Genomic DNA, 16,691 nt, shown 5'->3' with positions numbered 1-16,691 from the left:
GCAGGCGCGCAACAACAAACAGCGAAAAAACCACCGGAATAGGGTCAATTAAACCATGCTAACCGATTTTGGGCGTACCCACACGGTGATACGCACGGTTAAAATACACCAATCCTTGATCGTGGTCATTTTGACGCAAGGCGACAATGCGGCACATAAAGATACCATGCGTACCAATTTCTTGGATTTGCTCAATTTGGCAATCAAAACTCACCAGCGCATTGGTCAAAATCGGTGAACCCGTTGCCAACGTTGTCCACTCAGCTTGTCCAAAACGCTCCTCAGAGCTCATTTTGGAGGCAAAGCTGTTCGACAGCGGCTCATGGTGTTCGGCAAGCACATTCACCGCTAGCACACGGTTTTCAACAAAATACTGGTAAGAGCGTGACGCGGTATTCATGCACACCAGCAAGGTCGGTGGCGCATCGGTGACGCTACACACCGCCGATGCGGTAAAGCCGTGCCGCCCTGCCTCACCTGCGGTGGTTACCACATTGACCGCGCTACTGAGCATTGCCATGGCGTTTCGAAAATCGCTCGCTGCTACCATTTGTATTTGCTTACCTTTTACTGTTATAACTTTTTGACCCTAAAAAACACCGCGTGCGATTGGCTTATGCCAATTCACGACGCACAAGTGCTGCCCCTGCTGTCAAAGCTGCAAGCTTGCCACGGGCAACCGCGCGTGATAGCGGCGTCATGCCACAGTTGGTTGAAGGATACAGCTTATCGGCATCGACAAATTGTAATGCCTTGCGCAAGGTATCGGCAACTTGTTCAGGCGTTTCGATGGTGTCGGTCGCCACGTCAATCGCGCCCACCATGACCTTTTTGCCGCGAATCAGCTCCATCAAATCCATCGGCACGCGTGAATTTTGCGATTCCAATGAAATCATGTCCAAGCATGACGCTTGCAGTTTTGGGAATACTTCTTCGTATTGTCGCCACTCGCTGCCCAGTGTCTGTTTCCAATCGGTGTTTGCTTTGATGCCATAGCCATAACAGATATGCACCGCGGTTTGACAACCCATATCGGCTAAGCCTTCACAAGCGCGTTCTAATGCCGCCATGCCCCAATCGTGAACCTCATCAAAAAACACGTTGAACGCTGGTTCATCAAACTGAATAATATCCACACCTGCTGCCGCCAATTCTTTGGCTTCTTGGTTCAAAATGGTGGCAAATTCCCATGCCAATTTTTCACGGCTTTTGTAGTGCGCATCATACAAGGTATCAACCATGGTCATCGGGCCTGGTAATGCCCATTTGATGACGCGGTCGGTGTGACGACGCAAAAACTGCGCATCTTCAACAAATACCGCCTTGGAGCGCGACACCGCGTCTACAACGCTTGGCACGCTGGCATCGTAGCGGTTACGAATTTTGACCGTTTGGCGTTGGTTAAAATCCACACCATTAAGATGCTCAATAAAGGTGGTGACAAAGTGCTGACGGGTTTGCTCGCCATCGCTGACGATATCAAGCCCTGCGGCAGTTTGTTCTTGCAGTGATACCAACAGCGCGTCATATTTGGCTTGTTGCAAGTCATCGCCTGTGACTCTCCATTCTGACCACAGTTTTTCAGGTTCTGCCAACCACGCAGGCTTCGGCAAGCTACCTGCAGTTGAGGTGGGTAGTCGCTGTAGCTGGGCGATACGGTTTGCTGATTGCGTCATAAAATCTTCCTATTTTTTTAAATTAATTAAATTATTAAATTAAATATAAAACACTAAACAACATCCACGCCTGCCCACTGTGCTAACACATTGCGAAATGGCTCGATGAAGTTGGTCTCGGTGTAGTTACCTTGTTCGATAGCAAGCTGCGTGCGCTCGTCACGGTCATAGTCGATATTTGTCAATGAATAATCGTCATACGTCAAACTTGGCTGATACACCTGCCCTGCTGCCGAATTGGCGTTATAAATCTCTGGGCGGTAAATTTTTTGGAATGACTCCATCGTGCTGATGGCACCAATCAGCTCAAGGTTGCTGTAATCGTTGAGCAAATCGCCTGAGAAATAAAACGCCAACGGGGCAACCGCATTGGGCGGCATAAAGTAACGCACACGTAAGCCCATGTGAGCAAAGTATTCATCGGTCAGCGAATACGCATCTTGGCGGTACTCTACGCCAAGAATTGGATGCACGTTGGTTGTGCGCTCGTAAGTTTTTGTTGTCGAAACACTTAGGCAAATCACAGGCGATTTGGGAAATTGCTGGCGAAACTCATCTGATTCTAACAGGTATTTAAACAACTTGCCATGCAGCACGCCAAAGTTATCGGGGACTGTGAAGTCAGTGTTTTGGTAGTTATTGTTGTGACGACGCAGCCACACACTAAAGTCATAATCGCGCACATACGATGAAAAACTGTTGCCGACAATGCCGCTGATGCGTGTGTGGGTTTGTTGATCAATGATGGTAGTGTGCAGCATCTCGATGGCAGGAAAACGCTCGCCATTGCCTTCGATATCCAAATCAAGTGATACGATGTCAAGCTCAACGCGGTAGCGATCGCCCGTTGGGTTATCCCAATGCGCCAGATTGTTGAAGCGGTTGTTAATCATGTTCAACGTATTTTGCAGGTTTTGCTGACGGCGCTCACCGCGTGCAAGGTTGGCAAAATTGGTTGTCAAGCGTGTGCTTTTGGCAGGCACATAGTTTTCATCAAAACGAATGCGCTGGACTGAACAAGCAAACGGTTGGGTTGAAGTCGGTTGGGTTGAAGTCGGTTGGGTTGAAGTCGGTTGGGTTGAAGTCGGTTGGGTTGAAGTCGGTTGGGTTGAAGTCGTCATCGCTAAATCACCTTTGGCTAACGGGTTATCTGACACAATTAATCTTACATCTTGTAAGATTTTAGGTTTTAATCTATGCCGCTATTTATACCTGATTTTTAACATGAATAAAAATGATATTATTCTAAAATAAGTTGAATAAAATTCATTTTAGAAATTTTTATTGCTTTGCGATTGTGGCAATGACATCAGACCACAACAACATATCGACGCGCCTAGCAAACTAATACCTTGATTTTTAGGCACTTAGCATACAATAAGTTAAAACTTGTTATTGATGGCTGATTTTTTTTTCTGTTGATTTTTTGAAAGTCATGCCGACGGCAAATCATGGCGCGCTTTAACATCAGGTGCGCGTTAATATCAATCGTTAAATTTAGGTGTCATATGATTTTTGCCAATCAAGTAACCAACAATCCGCTTTTTGACCAGCAAGCAAAGCTGCCAAACAAGCGGCGATTTGCTATAATGGCGTGATACATAACAGCCGACGTAAATCGCTGCTATATAAGAACAAGGAACTTTTATGACTGACGTTGTGCAAACCCATAACCCAACCGCCGAGACAACGCGCCCCACCCCACCTGCTGCGCGTGCCGCCGTCAGACGCCCCGAAGTTGGCGAAAAGCTGCGCGGACATGACAAAGTAGCGCGAATTCCTATTAAAATCATTCCCACTGAAGTTGCGCCCAAAAAACCCGATTGGATTCGCGTTAAACTGTCGTCATCGGCAGAGGTTGAGCGTATCAAATCCACTTTGCGCCGCAACAACCTATATACCGTCTGTGAGGAAGCTGCTTGCCCCAATTTACCTGAATGTTTTGGCGATGGTACGGCAACATTTATGATTATGGGCGATATTTGCACGCGGCGTTGTCCGTTTTGTGATGTGGCACACGGTCGCCCACGCCCGCTTGACACTGACGAGCCGCGCCATACCGCCGAAACCATCAGTGATATGGGTCTAAAATATGCCGTGATCACATCGGTAGATCGCGATGATCTGGTCGATGGTGGCGCAGGACATTTTGCCGAGGTCATCGAGCGTACGCGCGCGCTATCGCCTAATTGCTTGATTGAAATTTTGGTGCCCGATTTTCGGGGGCGTATGCAGATTGCGCTTGATACGTTGGTCGAGACTGCGCCCGATGTGTTCAACCACAACATCGAAACCGTGCCACGGCTATACAAAGCATTTCGCCCTGGTTCGGACTATCAACATTCACTAGATTTGCTCAAACAATACAAGGCACGCCGCCCCGATTTGCCAACCAAATGCGGTTTTATGGTCGGTTTGGGTGAGACTGAAGAAGAAGTTTATGCGCTGCTGGATGATTTAAAAGCGCATGACGTGGATTTGGTGACGATTGGGCAATACCTTGCACCAAGTAAAAGTCACGCGCCTGTAGATCGTTTTGTTCATCCTGATGAATTTGACCGCTATATGGCGTATGGCAAAAAATTGGGCTTTTTTAACGTTTGGGCAGGCCCGATGGTGCGCTCAAGCTATTTTGCCGATCGCCAGTATTACGGCGAGCCATGCCCACGCCCCATTCGTGGTAAAAATCCTGTGTCAGAAGCTGATATAAAGGCAGGTGCGTCGGTGAGCAAACAGACAGCGTGCTAGGATCATTCAAGTATTGTTCCAAAAAAGGGTGTGCAGTTGAGCGCGCCTTTTTTTGTGTGGGTTAAAAAGTCAAATATCGGCTTGATGCTTGCCTTTTACTAGCGCTTAACCACATTGCGCGGTAGGCTAAAAACATGCTACAGTAAAACCCTGTAGCTATTGTGTCCTGTAGCTATTGTGTTTAGTGGGTGTAAAGACTTTTGCCAGCCAATTCATCGATTGGCTTTTTTTTGTGTTGTTGGTTTGATACTTTTTGTGTTGTCGGTTTGATACGAACGTTAGCAAACGGTGACAACATCTTGGGGGACAGGGTTACTAACTGCTTATTGAAATCTAACTAAATCTATTTAATAATACCCATTATGAATAGATTAATAAGTATCAATCAAGGCGAAAACCTATCCTTTGAAGAGGAACTCGCCCAAGACGTACTCGAAATTATCACCGTATTTAGTGCTAGACTTTACGGCTCACGCAGTAAAAAAAATAAAAAACTACTCGAAGCCGTCAAGGAAGTATTAGAGTGACAGTCATTCGTGGACACATCATTCGACTTGACCCAACAGACAAACAAGCCACCTACTTTGCAAAAGCTTGCGGCGTGGCTCGCCTTGCCTATAACTGGGCATTGGCAGAATGGCAAACCCAACATCAAGCAGACAAGGCTTACCGTGATGATTGTTTAGCAAAAGGCATTGAAATTGACATCAGCAAACTAAACAGGCCATCGCAAGGCAGCTTGCGTAAACAGCTTAACGCCATCAAACGCACCCAATTTCCCTTTATGTTAGAAATTACCAAATGTAGCCCACAGCTTGCCATCATGCAACTCGGGGACGCATTCAAACGCTTTTTTAAAGGGGAAGCTAAATACCCACAATTTCGCAAAAAAGGCGTAAACGACAGATTTAGCCTATCCAACGACCAATTTAAAATAGACCACAAACGTATCAAAATTCCTAACCTTGGTTGGGTCAAAATGCGTGAAAACCTACGACATACTGGTAAAATCTTATCCGCCAAGATTTTTAAAAAAGGCGACCACTGGTTTGTATCGGTGGCTGTTGAATTACAAGACCCACCACAGCCCATACCCAAAACAGGCAAAGTGGTAGGTATAGACTTAGGTATTACCGATTTAGCCGTATTATCAGACGGTACAAAAATCCAAGCACCCAAACCACTTAAACAGCAATTACAAAAACTCAAACGCCTAAGCAAACAACTTAGTCGTAAACAAAAAGGTAGTAACAATCGTGCCAAAGCGAAAACCAAGCTATCACGATTACACGCCAAAATCAGCAATATCCGTCAAGACTTTAGCCACAAACTCACCACACAGCTTGTTAAAGGGGTGGTGTTTAAATAGTAAGTTTTAGGATAAAATAAACATATTCTATCACAAACAAAAATGTTAAATTCATGATAACGGAACAAAAAACCTATCATTGCCGAAGATGCCAATCTACTAACGTGAAAAGAAATGGGTACAACAAAGCAAAAAGTGAGCTATACCATTGCTATAACTGCAACTTTTACGGTGTCATGTACCCAAAAGTAAAATACACAGAAGAACGCAAAGAAGAAATCATCAATACCTATCATGAAAGAGCCAGCATGAGAGGTATACAACGGATATTTGGCACAGCCCCAGCCACATTAAGTAACTGGTTAAAAAAAAGCCCAGATACCAATAATACAGAATCTACTGCCTGCAAAACCTAATGATATCCTTGAACTTGACGAAATGTGGACATTCGTACAAAAACGAAACAACAAACAATGGCTTTGGCTTGCCTTATGTCGTAGAACAAGACAAATCGTCGGTTATTACATTGGTGATAGGGGGATTAAAGCTTGCAAACAATTTAAAGCTAACATTGCCCCAGATTATCAAAATCTCATCAGCAAAAGTGATATGTGGAAAGCGTATAATAAAACCTTTGATTCACGTTTGCATGAATGTAGTGAATATCGGGGTGAAACCAGTCATATAGAGCGTTGTAATGCAACAGTTCGTGCGAGAGTAGGTCGGCTTGTTCGTAAAAGTTTGAGTTTCTCTAAGCAACTAGAAAGACACGTGGACGCTATTCATGTTTTCATCAATAAGTACAATGCTCAGAAAGCTAAAGAATATCGAAAACTTACTATTTAAACACTACCAAAAACCACTGTTTAACGCCATGTTAGCGGTGGTTTTTTGTGGCAAGTACTCGCGCTTGCGCCTTGTCATCTGCTGCCCAAACCGCTAAAATTAAAGCATTGACTTGCCAAAAATTTTACAAAAATAACGCTAGCTGCTAGCTATTACGCTAAGGAATACCTATGTCTGCGCCTATTCTCAGCGACCGCCTGTATAACCGCTATGTGCCACCTGAAGATATTGAGCCAATTGCCGCGCTGCTACTGGTGCATGGCATGGTCGAGCATTCAGGACGTTATACCGATTTTGCCGAATTTTTGGCACAGCAAGGTGTGGTGGTGCAAACGTTTGACCAACTGGGGCATGGGCAACGCGCGGCAGAACTGGGCGATTTGGGCTATATGGGCTTGCCCGACCCTGCTCAGCGAATTTTGGACTACACACGTGTGCAGTATGATGCGCTGGCTTATGACTATCCCGATTTACCTAAATTCATTTTGGGGCATAGCATGGGCTCATTTGTGACCCGTGCGCTGTTGCCCAGTCTGACAGAAGGACAAAACGAACAATTGGCAGGCGCGATTTTGATGGGTACATCAGATGCCAATCCGCTAGCAGGGGTCTTTTTGCCGATCACACGCGCACTTAATGTGATCGCACCACAGCAAGATAGTGCACTGCTTGATGGTTTGCTACGCCGTGTGACCAACTTGCCGTTTTGGCGTGAGCGCGACAAAAACCACTTAAACTGGCTTAACACCGACCACGAACAAATTCAACGTGCCATCGATGACCCGTTGATGATGTTTCATTTTTCGTACAATGGCTTTTATGCATTGATGGAATTGATGGCACGCGCTACCCCTGCCGACTGGGCTCAGGGCGTGCGCCGTGACTTGCCAATGCTATGGGTCAGTGGGCAGGACGATAATGTCGGACAAATGGGTAAAGCATTACCGCGTATCGTCAAACGCTTACGCGAACAAGCGTTTCGCGATGTTGAATACAAGCAGTACATGGGCATGCGTCATGAAATTTTGTTTGACCCAGACCATGCGCAAGTTTATGACGACATCATAGGCTGGATTAAGCAGCATCTAACGACCTGACCGCCCACGAATACCGCCCAACATCAGCCCACGGCGCAAGCGATTTTGCCAACGACTGGGGTCAAAATGACGCAGCTTTTTGCCCTTGGGTACTTGAATGATGACGTTAAATAACCGTCGATAGTGCCCTGCTGGGCTGGTCAATGCCTCGACTGCATGCCACGCGCGTGCTGTGTTTTGAAACAAAAAACTGCGATTATCACGGATATCAAACGCTTCGGCATGGCGAAAGTCACTGATTTCAGGATTATCTTGTGGTACTTGCTTACCATCTAGCACGATAATCGAACCGCCCCATGATAAATCCCAGTCTGCTGACGTATTAAAATAAAAAATATGCGTGGCAAGTTTTTCAAGGCTATCGCAATGCGGCGACACCTCAGAGCTGTTTTCGCCAACATGCCATGCGTAACGCGCATCAAAATCCTCAATGCCCAGCATGCGCGCCAAAAACTCGTGATACGCCGTGCTAGTTTGTAGCTCGGTGACAAACGCTTGCCAGCTTACAGGCAATTGGGCAAGCGTCGCCACGCCGCGGCTGCCTGCTTGTTTGTCATGATAAATCGATTGCTGCAACGCTAAATAATAGCGATTGTGTGGGCGTTGCCCCGTCGCATTTCTGGCCAAATTGACATGCCGTTCAAACAAATCTAGGCTTGGAAACTCACGATACAGCAAATCAAACGCTTCAGGGCGTAGCAGATCTTTAAACAAGGTATGCGGAAATGGCTGCTGCTGGCGAAAGGTTTTGGCATCAAACTGGTGCATCAGCTCGTGATTGAGAAATGGCATCATCATTTAAACTTATTTTTAAGATAAAAATATTAATGGGCTTATGATAACTTGCATAAGCCCAGTAGTCAGCTGTATTAAGCCGTTAGCATCTGGCTAAACTCATTTGGTTTAGCTGAAGTTTTCGCCGCTAAACACACCATCAAACAGTACCGATGACAAATAACGCTCGCCGCTGTCGGGCAAAATCACCACGATGGTTTTGCCTTGCATGTCGGGGCGACTGGCAAGCTCATTGGCAGCTTTAAGCGCAGCACCGCAAGAAATACCGCACAAAATGCCTTCCTCAGTCATCGCACGGCGCGCCCATTGTACCGCGCTGTCGCTATCCACGGGGATAACCTCATCAATCAAATCCAGTGCCAAGTTTTTGGGAATAAAGTTTGCGCCGATACCTTGAATTTTGTGTGGGCCTGGGGTGATGGGTTCGCCTTTTAAGGTTTGGCTGATAATGGGCGACTCGGCAGGCTCAACCGCAACCGTGTAAAGCGGTTGGTGTTTATGCTGTTTAAAATACGTCGCAATGCCCGTTAGCGTACCGCCTGTGCCCACGCCTGCAACCAACGCATCGATGTGTCCGCCCGTTGCGCGGTCAATCTCAGGCGCGGTGGTGCGTACGTGGGTTGCAGGGTTGGCAGGGTTATCAAACTGCTGTGGCAAAAAGTAGCTATCAGGCGCGCTGTCATGGATTTGTTGGGCTTTTTCGACCGCCCCGCGCATACCTGCCGCTGGATCGGTGAGCACCAAGTTTGCGCCCAATGCCGCTAGCACCTTGCGTCGCTCCATGCTCATTGATGATGGCATGGTCAATGTAATCGGATAGCCTTTTGCCGCCGCCACAAACGCCAATGCGATGCCTGTGTTGCCGCTGGTTGGCTCGATGATGTGCATACCAGCTTTGAGTTTGCTCGATTTTTCGGCGTCCTCAATCATGCCTGCACCAATACGGCATTTGACCGAAAACGCTGGGTTACGGCTTTCAATTTTTGCCAAAACTGTCACGCCTTGCGGCATGATACGGTTGAGACGTACCAGTGGCGTGTTGCCAATCGCGTCGGCATTGTTGGCATACACCGCCGCGCTACTGGTTGTGCGCGTGTCATCGGTAAGGTGGTGATCAGCCGCCGCTTGGGCGAATTGTGGGTCGGGTTGTTGAATCGTCATGTGATCTGTCCTAGTTTTATGTTGATAAAAATTTTAAAAATGCTATTTTAACAGTACTTTAGCAAGCAGTCTTAGCATATCGCAGCAGAGCCGATGTTTTATTCTAACAAGAAAAAACGCTGGTTGCCTTTGCTTTTTGTATTTGCTAATTTAGGCTAAATTAGCGACAATATAAAGCCTGTACTCGTCAAATTTTAAGAATAAAGTTATCATTATTTTGCATACATTTGCTGTTTAATTTGACTCACCAACATGGCAAAAGGAACCTTTTATGCGTGATACAACCAACCTAAAACAACTGATTGAAACCGCGTTTGACAACCGCGCCGATTTAAGCCCAAAAACCTTTAGTGACGAGCTGCGCGCAGGGGTGAATGACGTGCTTGCCAAGCTTGATGATGGCAGCCTACGCGTGGCTGAAAAACAAGGCGATGAGTGGATCGTTCATCAGTGGGTCAAAAAGGCTGTGTTGTTGTCGTTTCGAATGAATGACAACCGCATCATGCAAGGCGGACGTGATTTGCAATTTTTTGACAAAGTCGATACCAAGTTTGAGGGCTGGGACGATGAGCGGTTTGCCCAAGCAGGTGTGCGTGTGGTGCCGCCTGCGGTGGCGCGTCGTGGGTCGTTTATCGGCAAAGGCGTGGTCTTGATGCCATCGTATGTCAATGTTGGCGCGTATGTCGATAGCGGTACGATGGTCGATACGTGGGCGACTGTGGGCAGCTGTGCGCAAATTGGTAAAAACGTGCATCTGTCGGGCGGCGTGGGTATTGGCGGTGTGCTTGAGCCATTGCAAGCCAATCCAACAATTATTGAGGACAATTGTTTTATCGGCGCGCGCTCAGAAATCGTTGAAGGCGTGATTGTTGAGGAAGGCTCGGTCATCTCGATGGGTGTGTATATCGGGCAATCGACCAAGATTTATAACCGCATGACAGGTGAGGTCACCTACGGGCGCGTGCCAGCAGGTTCGGTGGTGGTAGCAGGCAGCTTGCCAAGTCAAGATGGTAGCCATAGCTTGTACTGCGCGGTGATCGTCAAGCAAGTCGATGCCCAAACGCGCAGCAAGGTTGGTATCAATGAGTTGCTCAGAATGGATTGATAGCCCAACTATCCCATTAAGCACAACCAGCAGTTTGGCACGCCAAGCTGCTTTTTTTATGATATTTGACATCTTAGCCGATCGGTAAGAGATTTAAACGCCCAAATACCTGCTTAACGTTGTTAAATTTGTTAAAATGGTGCGGTTAACATACTTTTTTATATCCAACATGTGTCTATGTCAAACGCGTCCGATATTTTATTAAATACTCCCCTACGCAACACCACCATTCCGACCACTGACCCTGCAGCAGGTTTGCGCGTGAGCGAGATTTTTTATTCACTACAAGGTGAGGCATTGACGGCAGGTTTGCCGACAGTGTTTATTCGTCTAACAGGCTGCCCACTGCGCTGTGTGTATTGCGATACCGAATACGCGTTTTTTGGCGGTGAGCGCATGAGCCTAGAGGACATCATCGCAGATGTGGCGCGTTATGCGTGTCAGCGCGTGTGCGTGACGGGCGGTGAGCCATTGGCGCAGCCCAATGCCATCGCGCTTATGCGTCAGTTACTCGACTTGGGCTATGAAATTTCGTTAGAAACCTCGGGCGCGTTGGATGTTTGCGGTGTACCACCTGCTGTGTCAAAGGTCATGGATATCAAAACGCCATCATCGGGTGAAGTGGATAAAAACCTGTGGGACAACCTTGCTTGCTTGACTACTCATGACCAACTGAAGTTTGTCATCATGAATCGCGCGGATTATGACTGGGCAAAACAGGTGCTAGCAAGATATGATCTGGCCGATAAAGTCGGTACGGTATGGTTTTCACCAATGTTTAATGTGTATGCTGATCGCTCGCCTGAGGTGCCAAGCCTTGCCACCGAATTGGCGGAGTGGATTTTGGCAGATGCCCTACCCGTGCGTTTTCAGCTACAATTACACAAAATTATTTGGGCAGATGCGAAGGGTAAATAATGTGTTGGGCAAGATTTTGGCACACTTAACCCAACCAGTATTTAGCCAAATACGCCTCAAGCCGCAGGCAAGCCAAGCCACGCTAAGCGCAGCGGCGTATTCAGTAGACCCAGCACAAACACCACCGTTTCAACCAGCCACATGATCAGAGTGTACAAACGAATTTGCTCGCTGTTCCAATCCCAAGCCAGCCAACCGACAACAAATATCGACAGCCAACCCTCAACCACCTTCGCGCCGCCGCATGCTAGCAGCCAATAGTTTAGCGCACTACACAGCGCATAACCTACACACCATAACCATATGCCCATGATACCTCCGCGCTGGTATTGTTTGCGCACGCTTGAGCTTTTATCAGTTAGCTTGAGCTTTTATCAGTTAGCTTGAGCTTTTATCAGTTAGTATGCACGATGGTAGCCGCTTTTGACCATCCAAACGATTTTTTAAAAAGTAGCAAATTCCGTAAGCCTGTGCAATTGTGTATAATGGCACCTTAAACCTTTTTTTGTTACGTTTTGCCTATCTTAATTTGGGGAAAGCCTATGAATACCTTGACCGCCCTGTCACCAATTGATGGACGCTATGCCGCTAAAGTCGATCGCCTGCGCCCGTATCTGTCTGAATTTGGCTTGATTAAAGCCCGTGTCACGGTTGAGATTCGTTGGTTACAAGCCTTGGCACGCCATCCCGATATCGCCGAATTGCCTGCGTTTGATGCCGACACGCAAGCTGCGCTCAACGCGATTGTCGATCATTTTAGCGAAGCCGATGCACAGGCGATTAAAAATATCGAAAAAACCACCAATCATGATGTCAAAGCGGTTGAGTATTTCATCAAAAATACCTTTAAAAACCAACCTGCGCTTGCCGATAAATTAGCAGATAGTTTAGAATTTATTCACTTTGCCTGCACCTCAGAGGACATCAACAACCTATCGTATGCGTTGATGCTCAAAGACAGCCGCGCCGAGCTTACGCGCACTATGCAGCGGTTGATTGATGACATCGCCCAACTTGCCAAAACCCATGCCACCCAGCCGATGCTATCGCGCACCCACGGGCAAACCGCCAGCCCAACCACATTGGGCAAAGAGATGGCAAACGTCGCTTATCGGTTGGCGCGTCAGCTCAAGCAATTTCGTGCTGTGGAACTGCTGGGTAAAGCCAATGGCGCGGTCGGCAACTACAACGCGCATTTGTCAGCATATCCTGACGTGGATTGGCAGCAGCACGCGCAGGATTTTATCGAGCAGGATTTGGGGCTAACTTTCAACCCTTATACCACCCAAATTGAGCCTCACGACTATATCGCCGAGCTGTTTGACGCCCTGCGCCGTTTTAACACAGTATTGATTGATTTTAATCGCGATGTTTGGCAGTACATTTCTTTGGGTTATTTTAAACAAAAACTTAAAGAAGGCGAAGTGGGCTCATCAACCATGCCACATAAAGTCAATCCGATTGATTTTGAAAACTCTGAGGGCAATTTGGGCGTTGCCAATGCCATGCTGGCACATTTGGGCGAAAAATTGCCGATCTCACGCATGCAGCGCGATTTGTCAGACTCAACCGTTTTACGCAATATCGGGGTGGGCTTGGCGCAAAGTTTGATTGCCTATGACGCATGCTTAAAAGGCATTGGCAAGTTGCAAGTCAATCCTGAGCGTTTGGCAGCGGATTTGGACGCGGCGCAAGAGGTACTCGCCGAGCCAATCCAAACCGTAATGCGCCGTTACCGTGTAGCAAATCCATATGAGCAACTTAAAGCCTTGACGCGTGGTAATGCCATGACGCGTGAGATGATGCTAACGTTTGTTGATAGTGACGCACTGGCGGCGGTTGCTGATACCGATAAGGCGCGTTTGCGTGCGCTGACCCCTGCCACTTACACGGGCAACGCGGCAGATCAAGCAGCAGCCATTGATGTGTGGTTGGATAGATTAAATGGCTAACTTGCGCTAAATACAAAAAAAACGCCTGCAATACCTTTACAGGCGTTTTTTGTATTTGCTTAATTGCTACGGCAAAAACCATTAAATATTTATGTCATTTCTCGATCAAAAAAGGCTTTTATTCAAAAACTTTTTTAAATTGTTAAATATTTATAAATTTATTTAAATTCTAAACTTCTTGCCCCATCGCAGGATCAGTGATTCCATGTTCACCTGTTTCTACGCGACCTGCAAAACGGCGTTTCCAGCTTGCGTCTTCTTTAAGGGTAACCTCAAAGTCGTACCAACGTCCGCTATCTTTTAAATCCCAATGCAACTGTATTTCTTGACCAGCTTGCACCATTTGTGTTTTCGTGGCATCAGAGCCGAAGTAGGCTTTTGGTGTCACTACGAAGGTTAAGTTACTGGCAGATTGGTTCATCAAATCTACATATACATTGCCATTGGCAATATCATAGCACACGCGGATTTCTGCTTGATTGGGTGAGGCGGTATTACCAACAAAATGGCGGTGATAACCATTGTTTGATAATACCCATAGATCATAATTGCCGTTGGTTAATGCCCATATATCATTTAGCTGCTTGTTGGGTTCCACGGCATAGCGGCGTGGAACATCGGCAAGGTTTAGTTTATCATAAACATGGAACACACAGCCTTCTGTACCCGTGTTAGCAAAAATTAAGCCAACGCCTGTAGCATTGACGTGTGCGGTGGTGTGCAAACGATACGGTAAGGCACGTGAAGGTTTATAGCCTGTTTCTTGTTTTGGCAAGGTTTGGTTAGCAGGAACACTAATTGGTGGCAGTTTTTCTTGTGCCGTGCGCAAGCTATCGGCGTGTTGTTGAGTTTGGCGACCTGCTAAGGTAGGTAGCTGTTCGTTATTGGGTTCTTTAAAGTTAAACGCTGAAGTCAAATCACCAAACATCGCGCGGCGATAAGGCGAAATGTTAGTTTCTTGTACACCAAATCGCGCTTCTAAGAAACGCAAAATCGAGGTATGATCAAAGTTTTGTGAATTAACCCAGCCACCTTTGGTCCATGGTGAGATGATATACATCGGCACACGTGGACCTGGTCCGTATACATCATTATCAGGCAATGGCATATCATCAGCTTCAGGCACATGCATTTGGCTGTAATACTCGGCAGTCAGCTGTGATTGCGGTAACGTAGTTTTGCCATACCATTTGGCATTGTCTTGAACTTGCACGTACGATGGTGCGCACGGTGATGGCAAATGGTCGAAAAAGCCATCGTTTTCATCAAAATTGACAATTAAGACAGTTTTGCTCCACACCTCAGGATTAGCAGTTAGCGCGTCTAATACTTCTTGGGTATACCATGCGCCTTGAATAGGACTAGACGGACCAGGATGTTCTGAGTATTTTTCGGGCGCGACAACCCAAGACACTTGCGGCAATTTATTGTCTAAAATATCTTGCTTAAATGAACCGAGCATACCACCATCAGGCATAGTGTTGGCAATACCTTTATATAGGGGGGCTTTGGCATCCAAACTTGGATCATAAGCGGGCGCGACGTAGCTTTCATCCCAATTGTGATAGACGGGCTGACCTGAGGCGATATTAGCTTTACGGTAAGCCTCAAATCCCACCAAGCAGTTATCGGTGAAGTTATCAGGCATGTTTTGGTACACTTTCCAGCTAATACCTGCTTGTTGCAAACGTTCGGGATAAGTCGTCCATTTGTAGCCGCCATCGGTCATACCTGGTTCAAGCTCATCCCAAAAATTATTCACAACCACTTGCGGTGGATTGGCGGTCGCGCCGTTAGTGCCTGTCCAAAAGAACATGCGGTTACAGTTAGTGCCGCCATGTAACGAACAAAAGTAAGCATCACACACAGTAAAGGCTTCTGCCAAGGCAAACTGAAAAGTTAATTCTTCGCGCTGATAATAGCCCATAGATTGAGGCTGCTTATACTTGGGCCAATGACTCATGCGTCCTTTATCCCACGCATCACGTGCATCAACCCAACTATGAGGTGTGCCTTTAACGCGCTGAGCATTGCCCAGTTGTTGATCCAAGTGATAAGGCATGATAATATTGTCATCTTTATCAAGCTGTTGCCATACACTGCGGTTGTTAGTTTGCGGGATAGTAAAGCGATCACCAAAACCGCGCACGCCTCTTAATGTACCAAAATAATTGTCAAATGAGCGGTTTTCCTGCATTAAAATAACCACATGTTCGACATCTTGAATCGTACCTGTTTGGTTATTAGCAGGAATCGCCAAAGCCTTTTGAATTGAAGCAGGAAAAGTTGCCAAAGTTGCCGCAGACAAACCCGCGATACCTGATCCTTGTAAAAATTGACGACGTGAAACAGACATAATCAACACCTCTAAATTAATACGATAAATAGTTTTCGATTGACATAACAAATGCACTATTAGCAATTTGTAAATATTGTTCATTGAAGCAGGCTATCTAGGTGCGCAGTCTAATGCTGGGGGCTGTGTACCACTAGCAGGCTGGTCAATCACGGTAGATTGGCTGGCAGCCTCTACAGAACTTGTAGGCTCGATTGTGGTTTTATCGTCATCATCGTTACAACCGCTTAATAAAGGCACGGTACATACAGTCATTAACACAAAAACCATAAAATTTGTGCGCGGCACAAAATTGCTGACTTTTAACATTTGTGATCCTTGCTCAATAAAAAAGTTGGTGGTGCACCAAAAAGTTTAACCCAACATATATTCATGCATAAAGGCATGGTAAATATAAGATAAGTTTGCTTAATCGTTATTGACTAAACGATGGATAAAACAAAACGTGCCCATGGTAGATAAAAATTGTGACTGTGAAGTGACAATCAAATGACGATATGATGACGTATAGTGAGAACCGCACTATACTGAGCAAATTTAATTACATGCTAACATTAACCGCTAACTCTATAAGATATACTAAACACCTACAGCTTAGATACCATGACAAACAAAACCAATTTATTAGTAAAAAATTTAATAAAATTTAATAAATATATTCTATTTTTAAATAAATTTAAATAGATGCTATTTGATAGCGCAATATATGGCATCATTCAGTAGGCCGA

General features: G+C 46.2%; 14 protein-coding genes and 1 pseudogene. 8 read left to right on the top strand and 7 right to left on the bottom strand.

Translation table 11 applies throughout. From position 1 onward, the window contains the following. Nucleotides 1–58 precede the first annotated feature (58 nt). From MA2_RS00295 to MA2_RS00285, 3 genes are all read right to left on the bottom strand, one after another. Entirely contained in the window at nucleotides 59–550 is a 492-nt protein-coding gene (locus MA2_RS00295) for a flavin reductase (RefSeq protein ID WP_067054749.1), read from the bottom strand. A 64-nt stretch (nucleotides 551–614) separates the two neighbouring features. Further along, nucleotides 615–1,676: a methionine synthase gene (locus tag MA2_RS00290; protein WP_067054745.1), complete on the bottom strand. Its 1,062-nt coding sequence runs from the start codon at nucleotides 1,674–1,676 to the stop codon at nucleotides 615–617. Between the two features lie 53 nt (nucleotides 1,677–1,729). Next, on the bottom strand, nucleotides 1,730–2,833 hold the full coding sequence (locus tag MA2_RS00285; RefSeq protein ID WP_245945324.1) for a putative oxygenase MesX: 1,104 nt from the start codon (nucleotides 2,831–2,833) through the stop codon (nucleotides 1,730–1,732). A gap of 490 nt (nucleotides 2,834–3,323) precedes the next feature. Here MA2_RS00285 and lipA point away from each other — a divergent pair, with 490 nt between their 5' ends. From lipA to MA2_RS00265, 5 genes and pseudogenes are all read left to right on the top strand, one after another. Then, entirely contained in the window at nucleotides 3,324–4,424 is a 1,101-nt protein-coding gene (gene lipA / locus MA2_RS00280; protein ID WP_067054742.1) for a lipoyl synthase, read from the top strand. A gap of 371 nt (nucleotides 4,425–4,795) precedes the next feature. After that, nucleotides 4,796–4,951 (top strand): annotated as a pseudogene (locus tag MA2_RS10795) (IS607 family transposase); the annotation flags it as partial. Further along, nucleotides 4,948–5,793, top strand: a complete 846-nt coding sequence (locus MA2_RS00275; protein ID WP_079351990.1) for an RNA-guided endonuclease InsQ/TnpB family protein — start codon at nucleotides 4,948–4,950, stop codon at nucleotides 5,791–5,793. The pseudogene MA2_RS10795 and the gene MA2_RS00275, both read left to right, overlap by 4 nt. A gap of 318 nt (nucleotides 5,794–6,111) precedes the next feature. Then, nucleotides 6,112–6,579 carry an IS1 family transposase gene (locus MA2_RS00270; protein WP_306303888.1) on the top strand — a complete coding sequence of 156 codons (468 nt, stop codon included), beginning with the start codon at nucleotides 6,112–6,114 and terminating at the stop codon, nucleotides 6,577–6,579. A gap of 170 nt (nucleotides 6,580–6,749) precedes the next feature. After that, the gene (locus MA2_RS00265) at nucleotides 6,750–7,676 is read left to right on the top strand and encodes an alpha/beta fold hydrolase (protein WP_067054737.1); all 927 of its coding nucleotides are present in this window, start codon (nucleotides 6,750–6,752) and stop codon (nucleotides 7,674–7,676) included. Here MA2_RS00265 and MA2_RS00260 read toward each other — a convergent pair. Beyond that, complete coding sequence (locus MA2_RS00260; protein ID WP_115254058.1) at nucleotides 7,665–8,474, bottom strand: 2OG-Fe(II) oxygenase; 810 nt, start codon at nucleotides 8,472–8,474, stop codon at nucleotides 7,665–7,667. The two genes, MA2_RS00265 and MA2_RS00260, sit on opposite strands and share 12 nt — an antisense overlap. A 105-nt stretch (nucleotides 8,475–8,579) precedes the next feature. Then, a complete protein-coding gene (gene cysK, locus MA2_RS00255; RefSeq protein ID WP_067054734.1) occupies nucleotides 8,580–9,632 on the bottom strand; it encodes a cysteine synthase A in 1,053 nt (350 codons plus the stop codon). 271 nt (nucleotides 9,633–9,903) lie between these two features. Here cysK and dapD point away from each other — a divergent pair, with 271 nt between their 5' ends. Together dapD and queE are read left to right on the top strand one after the other, a co-directional pair. Further along, nucleotides 9,904–10,737 carry a 2,3,4,5-tetrahydropyridine-2,6-dicarboxylate N-succinyltransferase gene (gene dapD / locus MA2_RS00250; RefSeq protein ID WP_067054731.1) on the top strand — a complete coding sequence of 278 codons (834 nt, stop codon included), beginning with the start codon at nucleotides 9,904–9,906 and terminating at the stop codon, nucleotides 10,735–10,737. A 177-nt stretch (nucleotides 10,738–10,914) separates the two neighbouring features. Then, complete coding sequence (gene queE / locus MA2_RS00245; protein ID WP_067054729.1) at nucleotides 10,915–11,655, top strand: 7-carboxy-7-deazaguanine synthase QueE; 741 nt, start codon at nucleotides 10,915–10,917, stop codon at nucleotides 11,653–11,655. A 56-nt stretch (nucleotides 11,656–11,711) separates the two neighbouring features. Here the strand turns inward: queE and MA2_RS00240 are convergent, their stop codons facing one another. After that, on the bottom strand, nucleotides 11,712–11,966 hold the full coding sequence (locus tag MA2_RS00240) for a hypothetical protein (RefSeq protein ID WP_067235026.1): 255 nt from the start codon (nucleotides 11,964–11,966) through the stop codon (nucleotides 11,712–11,714). Nucleotides 11,967–12,197: 231 nt separating this feature from the next. Between MA2_RS00240 and purB the strand changes: the two genes are divergently transcribed. Next, entirely contained in the window at nucleotides 12,198–13,607 is a 1,410-nt protein-coding gene (gene purB / locus MA2_RS00235) for an adenylosuccinate lyase (protein ID WP_067054726.1), read from the top strand. Between the two features lie 169 nt (nucleotides 13,608–13,776). On the opposite strand, the gene MA2_RS00230 is transcribed toward purB, so the two are convergent. Then, the gene (locus tag MA2_RS00230) at nucleotides 13,777–15,963 is read right to left on the bottom strand and encodes a phosphocholine-specific phospholipase C (protein ID WP_067055342.1); all 2,187 of its coding nucleotides are present in this window, start codon (nucleotides 15,961–15,963) and stop codon (nucleotides 13,777–13,779) included. Nucleotides 15,964–16,691 lie beyond the last annotated feature (728 nt).

The organism is Moraxella atlantae NBRC 14588 (genome assembly GCF_001591265.1).
Classification (GTDB): Bacteria; Pseudomonadota; Gammaproteobacteria; order Pseudomonadales; family Moraxellaceae; genus Faucicola; species Faucicola atlantae.
The sequence above is the reverse complement of the archived record's forward strand: the minus strand, read 5'-3'. Positions and strand labels throughout refer to the sequence as shown.